Source organism: Kushneria phyllosphaerae (assembly GCF_900312995.1).
Taxonomy (GTDB): domain Bacteria; phylum Pseudomonadota; class Gammaproteobacteria; order Pseudomonadales; family Halomonadaceae; genus Kushneria; species Kushneria phyllosphaerae.
The window spans coordinates 969356-984764 of the sequence record NZ_ONZI01000001.1; the positions used below are offsets into that span (position 1 = coordinate 969356).

The window sequence follows — 15409 nt, forward strand, 5'->3', positions numbered from 1 at the left end:
TATGGGCGCTCAGGAACGAGCCGGCTGCATGTCCGGGGCCTTGTGGCCTCTTTTGCGCACCACCCAATAGCCTGCGCTGCCGGCGGCCAGCAACATCGCGCCGCAGCCGGCTGCCAGTAGATAGCCCCCCGTGATGGCCTGTCCAGGCACGTCGAACTGCTCGGCCAGCGCATCCAGTGTTGTGGCGTACTGAAACCACAGGAAAATGCCGATGGCCGCGCCGGCCAGCATGGTGCATAGCGCCACCACGCGCGTGCCTGAAATCCAGGCGGCACTGACATCACGGTCATGTTCATGCAAAAAGGCGCGATAGGCTTTTTGAGGCGCCGTCACTCGGGTCAGCTTCGAGGCCACCACGATGGCAACCAGAGCGGCCACCGTGCTGAGCACGACCGGGTGCAGATACACCGGCAGCGAGATCCACTGCGCCTGATCCATCAGTGACAGGGCGATATTGCTGACAAAGCCGACCGTCAGACCCCAGCCGGCCCCTGCCGCGGTAATTCTGCGACTCCAGATGCTCATCAGGGCGACCGGTCCCCAGGACGAGGCAAAGAGCGTGGCGGCAAACCAGACCACGGCCATGATGGCCGGTGACTGAAACAGCGCAATGATCAGCGAGACCAGCCCGGCGCCCAGAATCGACAGGCGGCTGGCCCGCATGGCAGCCTTTTCGCTGCGGTTGGGCGGCAGGATATCGTTGGAAATGCTGAAGCCGATGATTGACAGAAACGTGGAGCACGACGACAGCCCGGCGGCAAAGACGCCGGTGAGGATCACCACGCCCAGCCAGGTCGGCAAAATATTGAGCGAGGCCCAGACCATGGCCCGCTCGCCATCGAGCTGGCTGTCATACAGGTTAATGGCGGCACCGGTCATCATCATCAGGGCATAGAACACGGCCAGCGCCACGGCGGTCAGCATTGCCGAGCGCATGACGACATGCTCGTTGCGCGCCATCAGGTAGCGGCTTGACTGCCATGGGCTTGCCGCCAGTACGGCCGCCCAGACCAGACCCAGGGTAATGCCCCAGGTCAGCGCCTCGCCCGGCGTCGAGAAGGTGGCGTCACTGCCTTTTAGTACCCCATGCCACAGGGCGATATCAGGCTTGTCGGTCTGGCTTAAAAGCCCTTCGATCACCCCGTGCCAGCCGCCCAGATCCTGCAGGATATAGATCGAGCCGCCGAGTGCTGCCAGCGAGAAGATCACGAACATGATGGTGTCGGTCACCATCACGCCCGGGGAGCCGGAATAGAGAATGAAACCGGTATAGGTCAGCCAGACCAGCACCAGCCCGGTCCAGTAGGGCATGCCGGTCAGTTCGGAAAACATGATGCCGGCGCCCTGCATGACCCCGACCAGATAGGCCCCCAGTCCGATCACGGTGGTCAGCCCGGCGATCATCTGCACGCGTCTGGAGTCAAAGCGCTTGCCGAAAAACTCCGGCACCGTTCTGGCCTCGCTGCGTCGCAGATAACGGCCAAAGGCCAGTGCGCCCAGCAGACATCCCGAGGTGCTGATGGCAGCAAAGATCAGCATCACGAAGGGATAGCCGTCGTAGGCAAAGCCGGTCTCGCCGAGAAAGGCGCTGGTACTCAGGTAGCTGGCCACCAGCGTGCCCAGAATGAAAAAGGTCGGGGCGTTGCGCCCGGCCACCAGATAGTCATCGAGATGTTTGACGCGCCGCCCGGCCAGATGGCCGATCAGAAAATAGCCGACAAGGCTGCACAAAATGGCGATGGTGTAGACCATGAAAGGGCTCCGCTTTATGAGTCTTTTATTACTTGTCCCGAGAGCATGTCGCGAGCGGCCCCGGGGCTCATGCTCGCCAGCGTCACGGGCCATGACATTTGCGACATGAGAGATCAAAAAAAGGCCGCCCCGAAGGACGGCCCTGCGCACTGTCGAATGTTTTGGATGCGCTGTCTTAAAGCGGCTGGGCCGCTCGGGTTGATGTCTTTGGTCCATACAGCTCACGATGCAGGCCCATATAGAGGCTGGCGCACATCAACAGAAGTACCACGGTGAAGGGCAGGCCGGTTGCAACGGCCCCTGCCTGGAGCGCGCTCATGGCTGTAGTACCACCGCCATAGAGCAGCACGCCGGCAATGGAGCCCTGCATGGTGGCCCAGAAAACACGCTGGCCGCGCGGCGTATCGGTCTTGCCCCCGGCGGTGATGTTGTCGATGACCAGCGAGCCCGAGTCCGAGGAGGTGATGAAAAAGACCAGCACCAGCACAATGGCCAGAAATGAGGTCACACCGGACAGGGGCAGCTGCTCGAGCATGTGGAACATGGCCAGCGACACGTCATCGATACCCCCGGCCAGCTTGCCAATATTGTTGGTGACCTGATAAAGCGCCAGACCGCCAAACGTGCTCATCCATACCAGGGTCACCAGGGTCGGAATGACCAGCACGGCGATCAAAAATTCACGGACCGTACGGCCCTTTGAGACGCGTGCGATAAACATGCCGACAAACGGCGACCAGGAAATCCACCACGCCCAGTAAAAGATCGTCCAGCCGTGATACCAGGTCGCGTCGTCGCGGCCAATCCAGTTTGATAGCGGCAGAATATTGGTCACGTAAGCCATGGCCGTGGTGCCGATACCGGCCAGCACGGTCATGGTGGGGGCAACGGCAATGACAAACACCAGCAGCAGGGCCGCAATGAACATGTTGATGTTGGAAAAGAGCTTCACCCCACCATCAATGCCGCGCCATACAGAAATCAATGTCAGCACACTGACGACGATGATAATGGCCAGCTGCGTCCCCAGTGTGTTGGGCACATTAAAGAGATAGGCCAGACCGCCTGCCGCCTGTGAGGCACCAAAGCCCAGTGAGGTGGCAAGACCAAAGACCGTGGCCAGAACGGCCAGAATATCGATGATATGACCGGCCCAGCCGCGGGTATATTTACCGAGGATGGGATAAAAGGCTGAACGAAGCGTCAGCGGCAATCCGCGGTTATAGGCAAAAAAGGCCAGCGATAATCCCACGACGGCGTAAATGGCCCAGGGGTGCAGTCCCCAGTGAAACATGGTCGCGCCCATGGCGGCGCTGGCGCCTTCCGGAGTGCGTGCCGGCGCGTTAAGCGGTGTTCCATACCAGTCCGTGTAGTAGGCCACAGGCTCGGCCACACTCCAGAACATGAGCCCGATCCCCATACCCGCAGCAAAGAGCATGGCAAACCAGGACATGCGGGAATATTCAGGTTTCGCAGTGGGGCCGCCCAGTCGAATGCGACCCACCGGCAGCGCGATCAATACCAGACAGAAAATGACGAAAACGTTGCCGGAAATCATGAACAACCAGTCGAAATGTTCGATCGACCAGCTCTTGGCCAGGCCCAGCTGCGCGTTGGCCATGTCAGGATAAATCAGGGCATAGATCAGAAAGGCGAGAATGGCGGCGGCAGAAAGCGGAAAGACAGGAAGGTGAAAATCCATCCCCATCATCTGCTTGTTGTCCTGGCCCGACGTCAGTAATGAATCATGGTCATCCATACGCGGTCCTCTTTGTTGTTATACAAAAATTTGTTGTACAACCAGCCCCCTTTCAGGCTGTCATGCATTCTTGGTCTCCGCCCAGGAATCCATTTATTTAAAAGCGACGCCAACATGCCCATTGCCGCTCGGCCGAGCGCGCCATTCGTCTATTGCCTTTAATATCGATGGTCAGCAGTAGACCAAAGGGCAACAACAAGAGGGCGTGAAGATGATGATTGTCGATCTGATTGATGGCGATGATTTTCGAATGCGGCTGGTGGCACTTGGCGTCCACATTCCTGAAGGTGCAGGGCCTGATACCTGCGCGCGCATGGCGCTTTGCAAGCATCGGGGAGAGGGCGTTGAGGGGCTGAAGGAGCTGGTGGACGAGCTGGTAAGACGCTCGGATATTCTGCTGCCATCGGTGCGACAGGCCATTGATCACTATCTGCTTCCGGCGCTGAATTGATAGAAACTAAATTAAACGAAATAAAAAAGGGACTGGCCCACGAATCGTAGCCAGTCCCTTTAATGTTTTACTGCTCTTTTAAACGTCTGAATTGATCAGCTTTCGGCTCAGCCCTTGGCCAGATGCAGGGCCGGCGTGTCATGACCCAGATGGGTGAGCATGCGCTCGCCGTACCAGTTGACGAAGTCGATGACGCCGAACTCGTAGGTTTCGGAGTACGGGCCGGGCTGGTACGCCCTTGAGTTGATGCCGCGCTGGTTCTCTTCGGCCAGTTGACGGTCCTGGTCGTTGGTGGCATCCCAGACGTGACGCAGGCGCTCGGGATCGTAATCCACGCCTTCCACGGCGTCCTTGTGCACCAGCCACTTGGTGGTGACCATGGTCAGCTGCGGACCGAGCGGCAATACACGGAAGACCACGGCGTGATCGCCCATGAAATGGTTCCACGAGTTGGGCAGGTGCAGGATGCGCAGTGAACCCATGTCAGGGCTGGTCAGACGGCCCATGAGCTTGTTGCAGCCCGGCTTGCCGTCCATGGTCATGGAGACCACGTTGTCCAGCAGCGGGGTGCGGGTCAGACGATTGCGTTTGCCGAAACGCTTGAGCTGCCAGGGCACCTGCTCGTTGTTCCAGTCGGCCTGCTTGCGAGTGACCAGGTCCTTGTACTTGTCCGTCGCACGCGGGTCTTCGGTGTCGTCGAACTCGATCAGCGAGTTGAGCAGTTCCGGGTGCGCGCCGTTGCAGTGATAACACTCGCGGTTGTTTTCGATGACCAGCTTCCAGTTTGCCTGTTCAACGATGGAGGTTTGCGTGGCCACCTTGACGTTGTCCATGTCATATGGCTCGAGGTAGTGCTCGAGCGTGACCAGAAAGTCATCAATGGCGGGTGCTTCTTCACTCAGATTGATGAAGATAAAGCCACCGGCGTTGCGAACGTTGATCGGCTTGAGGCCGAACTCGTTGAGGTCGAAGTTGGTGCCCATGTCGCTGCCGGCAAACAGCAGACGGCCATCGAGCTCATAGGTCCACTGGTGGTAGGGGCAGACCAGTTTGGCGACCTTGCCCTTTTCCTTGGTACAAAGCCTTGAGCCGCGGTGGCGACAGACGTTGTGAAAGGCATGGATCACGCCTTCGGCGCCGCGAACGATGACAACCGGGTTGTCGCCGATCTCCAGCGTCATGAAATTGCCCTTGGCGGGAATTTCACAGGTCATGCCGGCAAAGAGCCATTCCTTCTCAAACACTTCCTGCATGTCGAGCGCGAAAAACCGGGCATCGTTGTAAAACGGCTGAGGCAGGGAGTAGGTAGGGTTACGGTTCTGAAGCAGGTCGGCCGCGGCCTGACGGGCCTGATTCAGAGCGTCATCCGGTCCATATGAAGCTGTCATGTCCATACCAAATATCCTTTTCATTGCCGCTTTTGGGAAGAAGGCGACAATACGGTTGAGCGGATGTTATTTATTGTGTGAGACCTGGCATTCACGCACGGAAAACTGATCCATCTTGATTGATGGCGATTGTGGTATAAGGCCATGGATTTCGGTTGTCTACCCGCGACATGAAAGAGTGTCACGACGACCTGATTGGTCGAAGAAAGACAGAAAATGGGGGTGAAAGGCATGCGCGTGTCGCAGAGAGACAAGCCTGGTGCGAGAGGCGTCACCAGAATGCCAGACTGAAAGGGTGTCGGACCGTATCGTCAATACGGATCGGCGAGCGAATAGCTGTGGCACTGCCAGGCAGAGAATATCATGACAATGAACTACTTCAATCCGGTTACAACTCAGACCTGGACCAACGGCCGCCATGAGGTTCGCTGCGTCAAGATCATTCAGGAAACTCCTGATGTGCGCACCTTCTGCTTTATGGCAGAACAGCCCGTGTTGTTCTTTTTCAAGCCTGGCCAGTTCGTCACGCTTGAACTGGACATCGACGGCGAGCAGGTCATGCGCTCGTATACGATCTCCAGTTCGCCTTCCATCCCCTACAGTTTCTCGATTACCGTCAAGCAGGTGCCGGGCGGCAAGGTCTCCAACTGGCTGCACGCCAACATGAGCGTCGGCGACAAGATTGCCGTCCACGGTCCGGTCGGTAACTTCAACTCGATCGATTTTCCGGCCGACAAGGTCCTGCTGTTGTCCGGTGGTGTCGGTGTGACGCCGCTGATGTCGATGACGCGCTGGTTTTTTGACACCAATGCCAATGTGGACGTCGAGTTCATCCATAGTGCCCGCGCACCGCGCGATGTGATCTATCACCGCGAACTCGTGCACATGTTCTCGCGCATCCCCGAGTTCAAGCTGCACATCGTCTGTGAAAAGAAAGAGGACATCGGCGAGGCATGGGCCGGCTATCGTGGCTTTTTGACCCAGCCCATGCTGGAGCTCATGGCCCCTGACTTTCTTGAGCGCGAGATATTCTGCTGTGGACCCGTGCCCTACATGAACGCGATCAAGAATATTCTGCGCGCGAACAACTTCGACATGGATCACTACCATGAAGAGCTGTTCGGTGCGACGCCTGCCGATGTCAAGGAAGAGGCGCTCGAGATGGCCGAGATGGCCGAAGAGGCGGCCGAAAATATCGTCGAGGCCGATCTGGTCACCGTCGAGTTTGCAGGCTCCGGCAAGAGCGTTCAGGTTCAGGTGGGCGAGACAGTCCACAGTGCGGCAGCCCAGCTGGGTCTGCATATTCCCAAGGCCTGCGGTATGGGCATCTGCGGCACCTGTCGGGTCGAGCTCAAGTCAGGCGAAGTCGATATGGACCACAATGGCGGGATCACCGACGAGGACGTCGAAGAGGGTTATATCCTGTCGTGCTGCAGCCGCGTCAAGGGCGACTTGGTGGTGGACTTCTAACCCCCGGTGCTTCAGATGTCCGGCGGTTACAGGTGGCCATCACGAACGGGGAGGGCACGGGTGGCGATGAAACATGGTCGCCCGTGTCGAGTCATCATCCTGATGCCTGTCTCTGAAACCATCCTGGTTCCTGCTTCTGAAAACGGCCATTAAAAAAACGCTCATGACCCTGTGGTCATGAGCGTTTTTTGTCATGCCTTCACTGCCTTTAAAAGCAGTGCATGGCATCAGGCTCGATCAGGCAGCGCCGAGCATGCCGTGCGGGTCGAGGACAAACTTGCTGGCCATGCCTGCATCAAACTGCTCGTAGCCCTGCGGGGCGTCTTCCAGCGAGATGACCTGTGCGTTGACGATCTCGGCAATGTTGAGACGACCGTGCAGGATGGCCTGCATCAGCTGGCGGTTGTACTGAACCACCGGTGTCTGGCCGGTATGGAAGGAGTGACCCTTCGCCCAGCCCAGGCCAAAGCGCAGGCTCAGGCTGCCGGTCTGTGCGGCTTTCTCGGTCGCACCCGGATCTTCGGTCACGTATAGCCCCGGAATGCCGATGGAGCCGCCTTCACGAGTCACTTCCATCATCTGGTTGAGCACGACGGCAGGCTGCTCCTTGCCACCATGGCCGACAGCCTCGAAACCAACGGCATCGATGGCGCTGTCAACGCTGGGCTCGCCGACGACGGCAGCAATCATTTCGCCGAGACGGTCGTGCTTGTTCAGGTCGATCGGCTCAAAGCCCATCTTGCGGGCGTGTTCCAGACGCTGCTGGTTGAAGTCACCGATCATGACCACGGCGGCACCCAGAAGACGTGCGGAAGCGGCAGCAGCCAGACCAACCGGGCCTGCGCCAGCCACGTAAACCGTTGATCCTGCGCCAACGCCTGCTTTCAGTGCGCCGTGGAAGCCGGTCGGCAGAATGTCGCTGAGCATGGTCAGGTCGCGAATCTGATTCATCGCCTGATCACGATCCGGGAACTTGAGCAGGTTGAAATCGGCATACGGCACCATGACGTAGCGCGCCTGACCGCCAACCCAGCCACCCATGTCGACGTAGCCATAGGCACCGCCGGCACGATCATCATTGACGTGCAGGCACAGGCCGGTGTGGCCTTCCTTGCAGGTACGGCAACGGCCGCAGGCCACGTTAAAGGGCACGGATACAATGTCGCCGATATTGAGAAATTCGACGTCACTGCCCTTCTCGATGACTTCACCGGTGATCTCGTGACCCAGCACCATGCCCTGGGGCGCAGTGGTACGACCGCGCACCATGTGCTGATCCGAACCACAGATGTTGGTGGACACCACCTTCAGGATGACTCCGTGGTCGATGGGCTTGCCGTTGGGCGTTTCCATTTTCGGGTAGGCAATGTCCTGTACTTCGACCTTGCCCGCACCCATGTAAACTACGCCGCGATTGTCTGACATGCTGGAACCTCCTGGTGCCATCACTTGCGTTTAAAGATACCAGGCCAGCAGGGCGCGCTGGTGCACCATAAAGGTGCAAAAAACGGCCGGGACGGATGCCTGGAGCTCTAGAGTGGAACAGCCACGAAGGGGAGAGTTGTCCGTGCGCGACGTCGCAAGGTGGCTGCGCGACGTCGTTATCCCATGGTCGTATGCCTGTCATGTAATGACAGGCATGTCGCAAATACACCAGGTGGTGACGTCGGCAAGCATTTAAGGGCAGGGGAGCAGCGATACCATCGCAACAGGATAGCGTGCGATAGGAACCCCTGGCAGCGCACGCAGCCAATTCCAGATAATAAATGATTTGATGATAAGGAGGCGTGATGCTTCATCATGGTTTCTCCCCCAGTGCACAGCTGTCTGATTACGACGCAGCCCTGGCCGAGGCGATCGCTGAAGAAACACAGCGACAGGAAGCGCATATCGAACTGATCGCTTCCGAAAACTATACCAGCCGCTATGTCATGCAGGCGCAGGGCTCGCAGCTGACCAACAAGTATGCCGAAGGCTATCCGACACGCCGCTATTATGGTGGCTGCGAGTTCGTCGACAAGGTCGAGGCCATGGCCATCGAGCGCGCCTGCGAACTGTTTGGCGCCCACTACGCCAACGTTCAGCCGCACTCCGGCGCTCAGGCCAATGCCGCCGTATTCATGGCGCTGGTCAAGCCGGGCGACACCATTCTCGGCATGAGTCTGGCCCATGGCGGCCACCTGACCCACGGCGCCGCACCGAATTTCTCCGGCAAGTACTACAACGCCGTTCAGTACGGCCTGAATCCCGAAACCGGGCAGATCGATTACGACGAAGTGGCCTCACTGGCACGCGAGCATCAGCCCAAAATGATCATCGCAGGCTTCTCGGCCTATTCACGTGTGATCGACTGGCAGCGCTTTCGCGAGATCGCCGATGAAGTCGGCGCCTATCTGATGGTCGACATGGCTCATATCGCCGGTCTGGTCGCCGCGGGCCTTTATCCGAGCCCGCTGCCCCATGCCCATGTCGTGACCACGACCACACACAAGACCCTTCGCGGTCCGCGTGGCGGTCTGATCCTGTCAGCCGACAGCGATGAGACGCTCTACAAAAAGCTCAACGGCGCGGTGTTCCCGGGCCAGCAGGGCGGCCCGCTCATGCACGTGATCGCGGCCAAGGCCGTGGCGTTCAAGGAAGCCATGACGTCGGACTTTGCCGACTACCAGCGTCAGGTGATTGCCAATGCGCGCGCCATGGCCGATGTCTTCATCAGCCGCGGTTTTGACGTGGTCTCCGGTGGCACCGATGACCATCTGTTTCTGGTCTCCCTGATCAAGCAGGGTGTCACCGGAAAGGATGCCGATGCCGCCCTTGAGCGCGCCTGCATCACCGTTAACAAAAATGCCGTACCCAACGATCCGCAAAGCCCGTTTGTGACCTCGGGACTGCGTATCGGCACCCCGGCCGTGACCACTCGCGGATTCGTTGAGAAGGACTGTCAGGAACTGGCGTCCTGGATCTGCGATATTCTGGATGCGCTTGCCCGTCAGCAGGATCTCGAGGCAGTAGAAAACGAGGTTCGTGGCAGGGTAGCGTCACTGTGCACACGTTATCCCGTCTATGGTCAGAGTACAGGCCGGGCGAATCAGCGACTCGAAAGTGAAACCTCCGTAGTCTGAATACGGCCGACAGCGGGCTCCAATGGGGCCGATCAAGGAGAAAGCTCATGCAACGTTATTCCGGCTTCGGACTGGTTAAACATGCGTTCGGTCATCATGAAAACTGGGAACGCCAGTGGCGCAACCCAGAGCCCAAGAAGCGCTACGATGTCATCATCGTGGGCGGCGGCGGCCACGGGCTGGCCACGGCTTATTACCTGGCCAAGGAATTCGGCGTCAAGAATGTCGCCGTAATTGAAAAGGGCTGGCTGGGCGGTGGTAACACCGCGCGTAACACCACCATCGTGCGTTCCAACTATCTGTGGGACGAAGCGGGGCGGCTGTACAACCACTCGCTGGATCTGTGGAAGGGTCTGTCACAGGATCTGAACTACAACGTGATGTTCTCCCAGCGTGGCGTGCTCAACCTGGGCCACACCCTGCAGGACATGCGTGACATCCAGCGTCGCGTCAATGCCAACCGTCTCAACGGCATCGACAGCGAAGTGGTCACACCCCAGCAGGTCAAGGAAATCGAGCCCGAGATCGACATCACCAACCGGGCACGCTATCCGATCATGGGTGCCTCCTGGCAGAAAAGTGCCGGCGTGGCACGCCACGATGCGGTCGCCTGGGGCTTTGCCCGCGGTGCCGACTCACACGGTGTGGATCTTTTGCAGAACACCGAAGTGACCGGCTTCAAGATTCGCGATGGCAAGGTGCTGGGTGTCCACACCAACCGTGGTGACATCGAAGCCCATACGGTGGGCTGTGTGGCGGCCGGCAACTCGGGTGTGCTGGCGAAGATGGCCGGCATCAAGCTGCCGCTGGAGTCGCATCCGTTGCAGGCACTGGTGTCCGAGCCGCTCAAGCCGATTCTCAACACGGTCACCATGTCCAACCACGTTCACGGCTACGTGAGCCAGTCGGACAAGGGCGATCTGGTCATCGGTGCCGGCATCGACGGCTACCTCGGCTACGGTCAGCGCGGCAGCTACCCCACCATCGAACACACTCTGCAGGCCATCGTCGAGATGTTCCCGATGTTCTCGCGGGTTCGCATGAACCGTCAGTGGGGCGGCATTGTGGATACCTGTCCTGACGCCTGTCCGATTCTGTCCAAGACGACCGTCAAGGGACTGTATTTCAACTGCGGCTGGGGTACCGGTGGTTTCAAGGCCACCCCCGGTTCGGGACACGTTTTTGCTGCCAGTCTGGCAAAGGGTGAAATGCATCCGATCGCGGCACCCTTTTCCATTGACCGTTTCCATACCGGCGCGCTGATCGATGAACACGGCGCCGCTGGCGTGGCGCACTGAGGAGAGCCCAACATGTTTTATATCTTTTGCCCTTACTGCAAGGAGCACCGCGAGGAAGAGGAGTTTCATCCCCGCGGCCAGGCCCATCTCATGCGCCCCGAAGACCCGGAAAACACCAGCGATGAGGAGTGGGGCGACTACCTGTTCTTCCGCGATAACCCGCGCGGCATCCACCACGAAATGTGGGTGCACTCGGTCGGCTGTCGCAAGTTTTTCAACATCACCCGCAACACGGTGACCTACGAAATCCTTGAGACCTATCCGATGGGCGAGCAGCCAACCATTACGGCTGAAAGCGAAGGAGTGCGTCTCGAACAGGGGGCCCAGGTGGCCGATGGCGGCTGGCAGACCGTCGGTGCGCGGCCCGAGAACAAGGCGCTTAACGAGGAGGCCTCGTCATGACCCAGAGCAATCGCATTTCGACAGGCGGGCGCATTGATCGCTCGCACGGCCTCGAGTTCAACTTCAACGGCCAGAGCTATCAGGGCTACGCCGGGGACACGCTGGCCTCTGCCCTGCTGGCCAATGGCGTCGACATCGTCAACCGCAGCTTCAAGTATTCCCGTGCCCGCGGCATCGTGGCCGCCGGCGCCGAAGAGCCCAATGCTCTGGTACAGCTGGGTGCGCGCAAGGATACTCAGGTCCCCAACGTACGCTCCACGCAGCAGGCGCTTTACGATGGTCTGGTCGCGCGCAGCACCAACGGCTGGCCGAACGTTCAGCGTGACGTGATGAGCTGGGTCGGCAAGCTGGGCGGCAACTTCATGCCGCCGGGGTTCTACTACAAGACCTTCATGTCGCCGGCCTCGATGTGGATGACCTATGAGAAGTACATCCGCATGGGGGCAGGGCTTGGCCGTGCCCCGACCGAATCCGACCCGGACATCTATGACCATATGCATCATCACTGCGATGTGCTGGTCATTGGTGCAGGCCCTGCCGGTCTGGCGGCGGCGCTGAGCGCTGCCCGTGGTGGCGCACGCGTCATCCTGTGTGATGAGCAGGAAGAAATGGGCGGTTCGCTGCTGGACAGTCGCGAAACGCTTGACGGTACTTCTCCCGTTGCCTGGATCGAAAAGACGATCAGCGAACTGGCCTCCATGGCGACCGTCACGCTGCTGCCGCGTACCACCGCCAACGGCTATCACGATCACAATTTTGTCACGCTGCACGAGCGCCGCACCGAGCATCTGGCCGATACCGCCAGTGATGCCGGTTTCCCGGGGCAGGCACGTGCCCGTTTGCACCGCGTGCGTGCCACGCGTGTGGTGCTGGCCAGCGGCACTCATGAGCGCCCGGTGGTCTATGCCAACAACGACCTGCCCGGCAACATGGTCGCCGGTGCCGTGTCGACCTACATCCGTCGCTACGCGGTTGTACCCGGCAACAGTCTGGTGCTGACCACCAGCAACGATCACGCCTATCGTGCCGCGCTGGACTGGCAGGAAGCGGGCCGCAAGGTCGTAGCCATCGTGGATGCGCGTGCCAATCCTGACGGTGACCTGGTACGCCAGGCCCGCGACAGTGGCATCCGCGTGATCACCGGCAGTGCGGTGATCGAAGCGAAGGGCACTCAGCGTGTCAGCGGCGCCCGCGTATCGGCGGTCGACCTGGATCATTTCGTGGTCACCGGCCGTATCGAGGATCTGGAGTGCGACACCATCGCAAGCTCCGGCGGCTACAGCCCGGTCGTTCACCTGTCGTCACATACCGGCACGCGTCCGAAGTGGCACGAAGACATGCTGGGCTTTCTGCCCGGTGACGTGAAAGACATGATTTCAACCGGTGGCGTGGCCGGCCATTACGCGCTGGGTGAGACGCTGGCCGATGGCGCTCGCGCCGGACGTCAGGCCGCCATCGACAGCGGGTTCGAGAATGCCGAAGAGCTCAAGCTGCCGGACATCAAGGAACGTCGCGACGGCCCGTCCTGCGCCCTCTATCAGGCGCCGCACGAAAAACAGGGGCTGCGGGCTCCCAAGCAATTCGTGGACATGCAAAACGATGTCACAGCGTCAGCCATCGAACTGGCCACGCGTGAAGGCTTCGAGTCCATCGAGCACGTCAAGCGCTACACCGCGTTGGGCTTTGGTACCGATCAGGGCAAGCTGGGCAACATCAATGGCATGGCCATTGCCGCTCGCTGCCTGGGTCGCTCGATTCCCGAGGTTGGCACTACGGTGTTTCGTCCCAACTACACGCCGATCACCTTTGGTGCCATCGTGGGTCGTCACTGCGACGAGTTTTTTGATCCCAAGCGTTACACCGCGCTGCATCAGTGGCACGTTGAAAACGGTGCCGAATTCGAGGACGTGGGCCTCTGGAAGCGCCCCTGGTACTTCCCGCGCAATGCCAATGGTAAAAAGGAAAACATGCATGACGCCGTGGCGCGCGAGTGCCTCGCCGTGCGCGAAGGGGTCGGTATCCTGGATGCGTCAACGCTGGGTAAGATCGACATCCAGGGTCCGGATGCCCGTGAGTTCCTGGGTCGCGTCTATACCAACAAGTGGGCCAAGCTGGAGCCGGGTCGCGTTCGTTACGGCCTGATGTGCAAGGACGACGGCATGCTGATGGACGATGGCACCACCAGCTGTCTGGGGGACAACCATTTTCTGATGACCACCACCACCGGTGGTGCGGCAGCCGTGCTGGAGTGGCTGGAGCTGTGGCACCAGACCGAATGGCCGGAGCTGCAGGTCTACTTCAACTCGGTCACCGATCACTGGGCCACCATGACCGTGACCGGACCCGACGCGCGCAAGCTGATGTCGGAAGTTACCGACATCGACCTTGATCGCGAAAAGTTCAAGTTCATGGACTGGAAGGAAGGCAACGTGGCCGGGATCCCGGCGCGTGTGTTCCGTATCTCGTTCACCGGTGAACTGGCCTATGAGATCAACGTCCAGGCCAACTACGCCATGCACGTCTGGAAAACCCTGTTCGAGCACGGCGAGAAGTACAACCTGACGCCTTACGGCACGGAAACGATGCACGTACTGCGCGCCGAGAAGGGTCTGATCATCGTCGGTCAGGACACCGATGGCTCGGTGACGCCTGAAGATCTGGGCATGCACTGGGCGATTGGTTACGACAAGCCGTTCCACTGGATCGGCAAGCGTGCCCTGAGCCGCCCGGACACCATGCGTGGTGACCGCAAGCAGCTCGTCGGTCTCAAGCCGAAGGATGCGAGCATCGTGCTGGAAGAGGGTGCCCAGATCGTGCTTGATCCCAACGAGTCGATCCCCATGACCATGATGGGACACGTCACCTCAAGCTATTACAGTCCGTCACTTAAAGGCAGCTTTGCGCTGGCTGTACTGAAAAACGGGCGCGAGCGCATGGGCGAGACTGTCTATCTGCCCATGTCCGATGGCAAGACGCATGAGGCTGAAGTCGTCAGCACCATCTTTATCGATCCCAAGGGAGAGCGCCAGAATGTCTGACGTCAAGGAATTCGAGACCCGCCCGGCCGACGATTCGAAGGCGGAGTCACCGCTGGCATGGTCGCTGCACGAGCAGAAATCGCTGCCGCATGCTTCTAACCCGGGGGTCATCCTGAGCGAGAAGCCCTTTCTGGGCCATCTGATCCTGCGTGGCGGTGCCATCGTCATGGATGAGGCAGTGCGTGAGGTCATGGGCATGGCTCTGCCGGCACGCCCGCTGGCGCTGGTGAGTGACGACAGCGGTGAGCGCTCGATCCAGTGGCTGTCGCCCGACGAGTGGCTGGTCATTGTGCCCGGCGGTGAGGAGTTCGCGCTGGAGCAGAAACTGCGCCAGTCGCTGGGACAGTCGCATTTCAGCATCGTCAATGTCGGTGGCGGTCAGACCGTCCTGTCTCTGAAGGGAAAGGCATCGCGCGACGTGCTCATGAAGTCCATTTCCTATGATGTGCACGAAGAGGTGTTTCCGGTCGGCAAGGGCGTGTCCACGGTCTTTGCCAAGGCCACCGTCATCCTGCGCAGGCCGGAAGAAGATGGCTGGGAGCTGGTGATTCGTCGAAGCTTCGCCGATTACTGCTATCGCTGGCTGCTCGACGCCGCAAAAGAGTATGGCGTCAGCGTCACACGATAAGTCCTGATGAGAGGGCCGGGGGCACATGCTCCCGGCCTTTTTTCATCCGTGCTATCGCCTGGCCGCTCTAACCATCGTCTGCTCCAACCGTCATCTGCTCT

At 59.6% G+C, this 15409-nt stretch carries 11 protein-coding genes; 7 read left to right on the forward strand and 4 right to left on the reverse strand.

Annotation, left to right across the window (positions count from 1 at the left end; all coding sequences use genetic code 11):
- Nucleotides 1-9 precede the first annotated feature (9 nt).
- A complete protein-coding gene (locus KSP9073_RS04280; protein ID WP_108841667.1) occupies nt 10-1752 on the reverse strand; it encodes a sodium:solute symporter family protein in 1743 nt (580 codons plus the stop codon).
- A gap of 175 nt (nt 1753-1927) precedes the next feature.
- On the reverse strand, nt 1928-3511 hold the full coding sequence (locus KSP9073_RS04285) for a BCCT family transporter (RefSeq protein ID WP_108841668.1): 1584 nt from the start codon (nt 3509-3511) through the stop codon (nt 1928-1930).
- Between the two features lie 211 nt (nt 3512-3722).
- On the opposite strand from KSP9073_RS04285, the gene KSP9073_RS04290 reads away from it, so the two are divergent.
- Nucleotides 3723-3962: a hypothetical protein gene (locus tag KSP9073_RS04290; RefSeq protein WP_108841669.1), complete on the forward strand. Its 240-nt coding sequence runs from the start codon at nt 3723-3725 to the stop codon at nt 3960-3962.
- Between the two features lie 107 nt (nt 3963-4069).
- On the opposite strand, the gene gbca is transcribed toward KSP9073_RS04290, so the two are convergent.
- Nucleotides 4070-5356 carry a glycine betaine monooxygenase oxygenase subunit gene (gene gbca, locus KSP9073_RS04295; protein WP_108841670.1) on the reverse strand — a complete coding sequence of 429 codons (1287 nt, stop codon included), beginning with the start codon at nt 5354-5356 and terminating at the stop codon, nt 4070-4072.
- Between the two features lie 357 nt (nt 5357-5713).
- Here gbca and gbcB point away from each other — a divergent pair, with 357 nt between their 5' ends.
- On the forward strand, nt 5714-6820 hold the full coding sequence (gene gbcB, locus KSP9073_RS04300) for a glycine betaine monooxygenase reductase subunit (RefSeq protein WP_108841671.1): 1107 nt from the start codon (nt 5714-5716) through the stop codon (nt 6818-6820).
- Between the two features lie 237 nt (nt 6821-7057).
- On the opposite strand, the gene fdhA is transcribed toward gbcB, so the two are convergent.
- On the reverse strand, nt 7058-8245 hold the full coding sequence (gene fdhA / locus KSP9073_RS04305) for a formaldehyde dehydrogenase, glutathione-independent (protein WP_108841672.1): 1188 nt from the start codon (nt 8243-8245) through the stop codon (nt 7058-7060).
- A 365-nt stretch (nt 8246-8610) separates the two neighbouring features.
- On the opposite strand from fdhA, the gene glyA reads away from it, so the two are divergent.
- From glyA to KSP9073_RS04330, 5 genes are read left to right on the forward strand one after another with little or no spacing between them, the layout of a single operon-like run.
- On the forward strand, nt 8611-9942 hold the full coding sequence (glyA, locus tag KSP9073_RS04310) for a serine hydroxymethyltransferase (protein ID WP_108841673.1): 1332 nt from the start codon (nt 8611-8613) through the stop codon (nt 9940-9942).
- A gap of 47 nt (nt 9943-9989) precedes the next feature.
- On the forward strand, nt 9990-11240 hold the full coding sequence (locus KSP9073_RS04315) for a sarcosine oxidase subunit beta family protein (protein WP_108841674.1): 1251 nt from the start codon (nt 9990-9992) through the stop codon (nt 11238-11240).
- Between the two features lie 12 nt (nt 11241-11252).
- A complete protein-coding gene (locus KSP9073_RS04320; RefSeq protein ID WP_108841675.1) occupies nt 11253-11642 on the forward strand; it encodes a sarcosine oxidase subunit delta in 390 nt (129 codons plus the stop codon).
- Nucleotides 11639-14680: a sarcosine oxidase subunit alpha family protein gene (locus KSP9073_RS04325; RefSeq protein WP_108841676.1), complete on the forward strand. Its 3042-nt coding sequence runs from the start codon at nt 11639-11641 to the stop codon at nt 14678-14680. Before KSP9073_RS04320 ends, KSP9073_RS04325 begins: the two co-directional genes overlap by 4 nt.
- A complete protein-coding gene (locus KSP9073_RS04330) occupies nt 14673-15308 on the forward strand; it encodes a sarcosine oxidase subunit gamma (protein ID WP_108841677.1) in 636 nt (211 codons plus the stop codon). The genes KSP9073_RS04325 and KSP9073_RS04330 overlap by 8 nt, the downstream gene beginning before the upstream one ends.
- Nucleotides 15309-15409: the final 101 nt, after the last annotated feature.